Source organism: Aquitalea sp. S1-19 (assembly GCF_024343515.1).
Genome location: NZ_RJTZ01000153.1, coordinates 1 through 5,137, shown reverse-complemented (window position 1 = coordinate 5,137; position 5,137 = coordinate 1). Strand labels below are relative to the sequence as shown.

Annotated in this window: 6 protein-coding genes and 1 pseudogene; 6 read left to right on the top strand and 1 reads right to left on the bottom strand. The window is 61.4% G+C overall.

Features of this window, described 5'->3' with window-relative positions; genetic code table 11:
- Window positions 1-955: LPS-assembly protein LptD (locus tag EGI20_RS16105; protein ID WP_498632681.1), on the bottom strand; the 955-nt coding region annotated here is incomplete at its 3' end.
- Window positions 956-1,034: 79 nt separating this feature from the next.
- Between EGI20_RS16105 and amgK the strand changes: the two genes are divergently transcribed.
- From amgK to EGI20_RS16075, 6 genes and pseudogenes are all read left to right on the top strand, one after another.
- A complete protein-coding gene (amgK, locus tag EGI20_RS16100; protein ID WP_498632680.1) occupies window positions 1,035-2,066 on the top strand; it encodes an N-acetylmuramate/N-acetylglucosamine kinase AmgK in 1,032 nt (343 codons plus the stop codon).
- Between the two features lie 2 nt (window positions 2,067-2,068).
- Window positions 2,069-2,764 (top strand): N-acetylmuramate alpha-1-phosphate uridylyltransferase MurU, encoded by a 696-nt coding sequence (gene murU / locus EGI20_RS16095; RefSeq protein WP_498632678.1) that lies wholly within the window; start codon window positions 2,069-2,071, stop codon window positions 2,762-2,764.
- 121 nt (window positions 2,765-2,885) lie between these two features.
- Window positions 2,886-3,416: a crossover junction endodeoxyribonuclease RuvC gene (ruvC, locus tag EGI20_RS16090; RefSeq protein ID WP_498632677.1), complete on the top strand. Its 531-nt coding sequence runs from the start codon at window positions 2,886-2,888 to the stop codon at window positions 3,414-3,416.
- Between the two features lie 79 nt (window positions 3,417-3,495).
- Window positions 3,496-4,089, top strand: a complete 594-nt coding sequence (gene ruvA / locus EGI20_RS16085) for a Holliday junction branch migration protein RuvA (protein WP_124736763.1) — start codon at window positions 3,496-3,498, stop codon at window positions 4,087-4,089.
- Between the two features lie 3 nt (window positions 4,090-4,092).
- Entirely contained in the window at window positions 4,093-4,860 is a 768-nt protein-coding gene (locus EGI20_RS16080) for an NYN domain-containing protein (RefSeq protein ID WP_498632675.1), read from the top strand.
- A gap of 22 nt (window positions 4,861-4,882) precedes the next feature.
- A pseudogene (locus EGI20_RS16075) lies at window positions 4,883-5,137 on the top strand (Holliday junction branch migration DNA helicase RuvB); the annotation flags it as partial.

Genomic DNA, 5,137 nt, shown 5'->3' with positions numbered 1-5,137 from the left:
GGTTGTCGCTGGACACCTGCGCCAGACGGTCGCTGAAATCGTCAAAATAATCATTGTCCGATACATAGCTGGCGTCGTAGCCCCAGCTCAATTCGGGCGAAATCTGCTGCCGGTGCTGGCCTTTCCACAGATAGCGGTGGGTGTCGGTTTCCTTGTCTTCTATCTGCTCGGTGTACATCTGGCCCTGATAGCCGGGTTGCAGATAGCGAAATTCTCCGCCCAGCATCAGGCCGCGCTTGGCGATATAGCGCGGAAAGATGGTCGCGTCGTAGTTGGGCGCGATATTCCAGTAGTAGGGGGTGGAGATATCCAGGCCCGCGCTGCCCACGCTGAAAGTCGGGAACAGCAGGCCTGACTTGCGCCCGCCATCCAGCGGGAAGTCCATCCACGGCGTATACAGCACCGGTACGCCGCCCAGGTACAGGCGGGCATTGCGCGCCACGCCGACATTGCGTGTGTAGTCGGCATCGACGGTGGTGGCTTTCAGGTACCAGGACTCGTCACCGGGGTCACAGGTATTGACCGTGGTGCGCTTCAGCTCGTAGTGCTTGTCGCCAAGTATTTTCAGCTCGTCGCTCTTGCCGCGCAGTACACCCTTGCCCTGCTGGAAGGCAAATACGGCATCGTCGGCGCTGCCTTGCTGGGTGGCCATCGAGTAGTCGAGCTTTTGGGACAGGATGTCGCTGCCCGGCTGGGTCATATGTACGCGGTCGCCGGCTTCGATCAGCTCGTTGCGCTTGACGTAGTAATTAAGCCAGTCCGAGGTAATGGTCTGGTCATCGCGGATGGCGACGACATTGCCGCGTGCCTTCAATTCATTGTCCATCTGGCCGGACAGCTCGTCGGCGGTGACAGTCAGCGAACCTGCCGGCAGGGTATCGGCCAGCGCAGGCGGCGCAAGAAAAAGTGCGGCTAGCGCGGCTACGAGGGGAGTCGGTCTGAAAATGGCTGGCATGGGCACTCAGGTACGTGTGGTGAACCCGAAAAATGAAGGTACAATCGCACAATTGTACCAATCTCGCAATGAAGCCACCATGCAGCGACTCAATGTACTTAAAACGTGGCTAGCCACGCGCTTTCCCCAAACCGATATTCAGGTCGAGTTTGCCGCCGCCGATGCCGACTTTCGCCGTTATTTCCGTGCCATCTTTCCGGACGGCACGAGCCGCATCGTGATGGATGCGCCGCCGGAGAAAATGAACACCGATGCCTATGTGCATGCGCGCGAAGTGTTTGCCATGGTGCATGTGCCGGCCATCCTCGACCGTGATCGCGAACAGGGCCTGATGCTGCTGGAGGATCTGGGCAAGGTGACCTTCCTCGCCGCGCTGGAGCACGACACGCGGCGCGAAGTGCACAAGATGCTGCTGCTGGAGGCGATCGACACGCTGATCGAAATCCAGTCAGGGAGCCGCGAGGGGGTGTTGCCGCCTTACGACGAGGCACTGTTGGCGCGCGAACTGAATCTGTTCCCCGAATGGTTCTGCGACAAGGAAATCGGCAAGCCGCTGAATTTCGCCCAGCGCAAGGTATGGGGCGAGATGAGCCGTGTGCTGCTGGATGCGGCACTGGCGCAGCCGCAGGTGTATGTGCACCGCGACTATATCGTGCGCAACCTGATGCTGACTGCCGGCAAGCCCGGCGTGCTCGACTTCCAGGATGCGGTCTATGGCCCGATTGCCTACGATCTGGTGTCCTTGCTGCGCGACGCGTTTATCGAGTGGGATGAGGCTTTCGTGCTGGATCTGGTGATCCGCTACTGGGAAAAGGCACGCGTGGCCGGCTTACCGGTGCCGGACAGCATTGATGACTTCTACCGCGCCTTCGAATGGATGGGCGTGCAGCGCCATCTCAAGGTCGCCGGCATTTTTGCCCGTCTTTATCACCGCGACGGCAAGGAAAAATATCGCCCCGAGATTCCGCGCTTTATCAAATACCTCAAGCGCACCACGCGCCGTTATGGCGAGCTGGCGCCCTTGTATGGCCTGCTGGTCGAACTGGTGGGCAAGGACGAAACCGACGCCGAACTGCAATCGAGCTATCCGGTGCTGGGCTTCAAGGGCTGATGATGCGCGCAATGATACTGGCCGCCGGGCGCGGCGAACGCATGCGTCCGCTGACCGACACCACCCCCAAGCCCTTGCTGCCGGTCGCCGGCCTGCCGCTGATAGGCTGGCATCTCAAGCGTCTGGCGGATGCCGGCGTGCGCGAGGTGGTGGTTAACCATGCCTGGCTGGGCGCCAAGATAGAAGCCGCACTGGGCGATGGTGCGGCTTATGGCCTGTCCATCCGCTACTCGGCTGAGGGCGAACAGGGGCTGGAGACCGCCGGCGGCATCGCTACCGCCTTGCCTTTGCTGGGGGATGCGCCGTTTATGGTGGTCAATGGCGACGTGCTGACCGATATCGACTTTGGCCAGCTCGCCGCCCAGGCCGCCTTGCTTGACGGTAAGACACGTCTGGCGCATTTGGTGTTGGTGTCCAACCCTGCTCATAACGCCCGTGGTGACTTTGGCCTGCTGGCGGATGGCCTGCTGGCGGCCACGCCGGAGCCGGGCACGGGTCTGACCTTCTCCGGCATCGGCCTCTACCATCCGGCGCTGTTTGCCGCGACACAGCCGGGTCGGCCGGCCAAGCTCGCACCTCTTTTGCGTCAGGCTATGGAGCAGGGGCAGGTCAGCGGAGAGTTTCATCAGGGCGTATGGCTGGATGTGGGAACCCCCGAGCGGCTGGCCGAGGCGGACAGGCTCGCAAGACAGTGGTGATGAAGACTATTTCAGGGGGCTGGGGCCTGGCAGCCGGGCGCCTGCGGGCACCGCCCGCTGAGGTGCTCTGCCCGGATTTTTCAGGCGGATCCCGAGCTCCTTTTCCCGGGTTCAGTCAGCCATGACCCGGCGCATTCTGGGCATAGACCCGGGCAGCCGCATTACCGGTTTTGGCGTGATCGACCTGATCGGCTCGCAGCGCCATTATGTCGCCTCCGGCTGTATACGCACCGTGCCCGGCGCGAGCCTGGCCGAGCGCATCCGTATCATTGTTACCGGCATCCACGATGTGATTGCCACCTACCAGCCAAGCGAAGCCGCGGTCGAGCAGGTATTCGTCAACGTCAACCCAGCCTCCACCCTGATGCTGGGCCAGGCGCGTGGCGCCTGTGTGGCGGCACTGGTGATGAAGGACTTGCCGGTTGCCGAATATACCGCGCTGCAGGTCAAGCAATCGGTCGTCGGCCAGGGCAAGGCGCCCAAGGAGCAGGTGCAGTATATGGTGGTCAAGATGCTGAATCTGTCCGGCACGCCGCAGGAAGATGCGGCCGATGCGCTGGCCGTGGCGCTGGCGCATGCCAACCATAGCGGCGGCGTGATGGGCGCGCTGGCGCAGCAGGGTCTGCGCGTCAAGAATGGCCGGCTGGCGTAATCTCCTTTAAGGGCGCATCCGCTGCCGCCCGCTTCGCCGCCATGGCAAATCCTGAACCCCTCTATTAGAAAGAAACCCCATGATTGGACGCCTATCCGGCACCCTGATTGAAAAGCTGCCGCCACAGATCGTGCTTGATGTGGGTGGTGTCGGCTATGAAGTCGATGTACCGATGAATACCTATTACCAGTTGCCGGCCTTGGGGCAAACTGCCACGCTCTATACCCATCTGGTGATACGCGAAGACGCCCATCTCTTGTTCGGCTTTGCCAGCAAGGAAGAGCGGCAGACCTTTCGCCAGCTGATCAAGGTGTCTGGCATCGGTGCCAAAATCGCGCTGGCCATCCTGTCGGGCATGACCGCCGACGAACTGGCGCTGGCTATTGCCGGCGAAGACGTCAAACGCCTGTCTGCCGTGCCCGGCATCGGCAAGAAAACTGCCGAGCGTCTGGTGTTGGAGTTGCGCGGCAAGCTGATGACCGGCTCGCTGGTGGCAACGCCGGGCGGCCTGCCGCTGGCGATGATGGCCGACGACAGGAGCGATATCATCGGCGCTCTGCTGGCGCTGGGTTACAACGAAAAGGAAGCGGCGGCAGCCATCAAGGGCATGCCGGCCGATAGCGGTGTCAGCGAAGGCGTACGCTATGCGCTGAAAAACCTGATGAAAGGATAAGTCATGGCCAATGTCGCCGTACTGATTGATGCCGACAATGTGTCGCCGGCCTGGATAGAAGACGTGCTGGAAGAAGCCGGCAAGCTCGGGGTACTCGCCCTCAAGCGCGTGTACGGCGACTTCAGCAAGCACGACAAGGCATGGCGCGATCTGTGCGCGCGCTTTGCCATCCACCCCATCCAGCAGTTTCCCAACACCAAGGGCAAGAACGCGTCCGACATCTCGATGGTGATCGATGCGATGGATCTGCTGCATTCTGAGCGTTTTCACAGCTTTTGTCTGGTCTCCAGCGACAGCGATTTTTCACGTCTGGCAACGCGCTTGCGCGAAGACGGGCTGGATGTCTGGGGCTTTGGCGAGCAAAAAACACCGGTCGCCTTTGTGAATGCCTGCAGCAAATTCGTCTACGTCGAAGTCTTGCGCGAGCCGGACGAGGCCAAGGCCGAGCCGGAAACCGCGGGCAAGGACGAGGGGGGGCGTGTCAAGGTGCCCGCCGCAGCCAAGCCGGTGTTGCGTCCGCTGGACCGCAAATTGCGTGCCCAGTTCCAGAAGGCGATCGAAGCCAGCGGCGACGACGACGGCTGGGCGGATCTTGGCGGTGCCAACAGCCTGTTGGGACAATGGATGCCCGACTTTGACCCGCGCAACTACGGTTACCGCAAAATTTCCGAACTGGTGGAAAAATCCGGCTGGTTCGAGGTGAAAAAAGCCACGCAGGGGCGTGGCGGCATCTCCATCAAACTCAAGCCGGCTAATGGCCGCAAGAAATAGCCAGTCAGGAAACAAGCGCAAGATGATAGAAACCGACAACCTGATGGGCGGCGCACCCGCGCCGCGCATCGTGACCCAGCAAAGCCTGTCCGCGCATGAGGATGCGCAGGAGCGGGCGCTGCGCCCCAAGCTGCTTGACGAATATGTCGGGCAAAAAAAGGCACGCGGCCAGCTGGAAATCTTTATCGAGGCGGCCAAGCGCCGTGGCGAGGCACTGGACCATGTGCTTTTGTTCGGCCCGCCGGGCCTGGGCAAGACGACGCTGGCGCATATCGTG

What these genes read in the sequence shown, in the direction of transcription:
- EGI20_RS16080 (WP_498632675.1), top strand. Translation starts at nt 4,093, where the DNA reads ATGGCCAATGTCGCCGTACTGATTGATGCCGACAATGTGTCGCCGGCC.
- murU (WP_498632678.1), top strand. Translation starts at nt 2,069, where the DNA reads ATGCGCGCAATGATACTGGCCGCCGGGCGCGGCGAACGCATGCGTCCG.
- ruvC (WP_498632677.1), top strand. Translation starts at nt 2,886, where the DNA reads ATGACCCGGCGCATTCTGGGCATAGACCCGGGCAGCCGCATTACCGGT.
- amgK (WP_498632680.1), top strand. Translation starts at nt 1,035, where the DNA reads ATGCAGCGACTCAATGTACTTAAAACGTGGCTAGCCACGCGCTTTCCC.
- ruvA (WP_124736763.1), top strand. Translation starts at nt 3,496, where the DNA reads ATGATTGGACGCCTATCCGGCACCCTGATTGAAAAGCTGCCGCCACAG.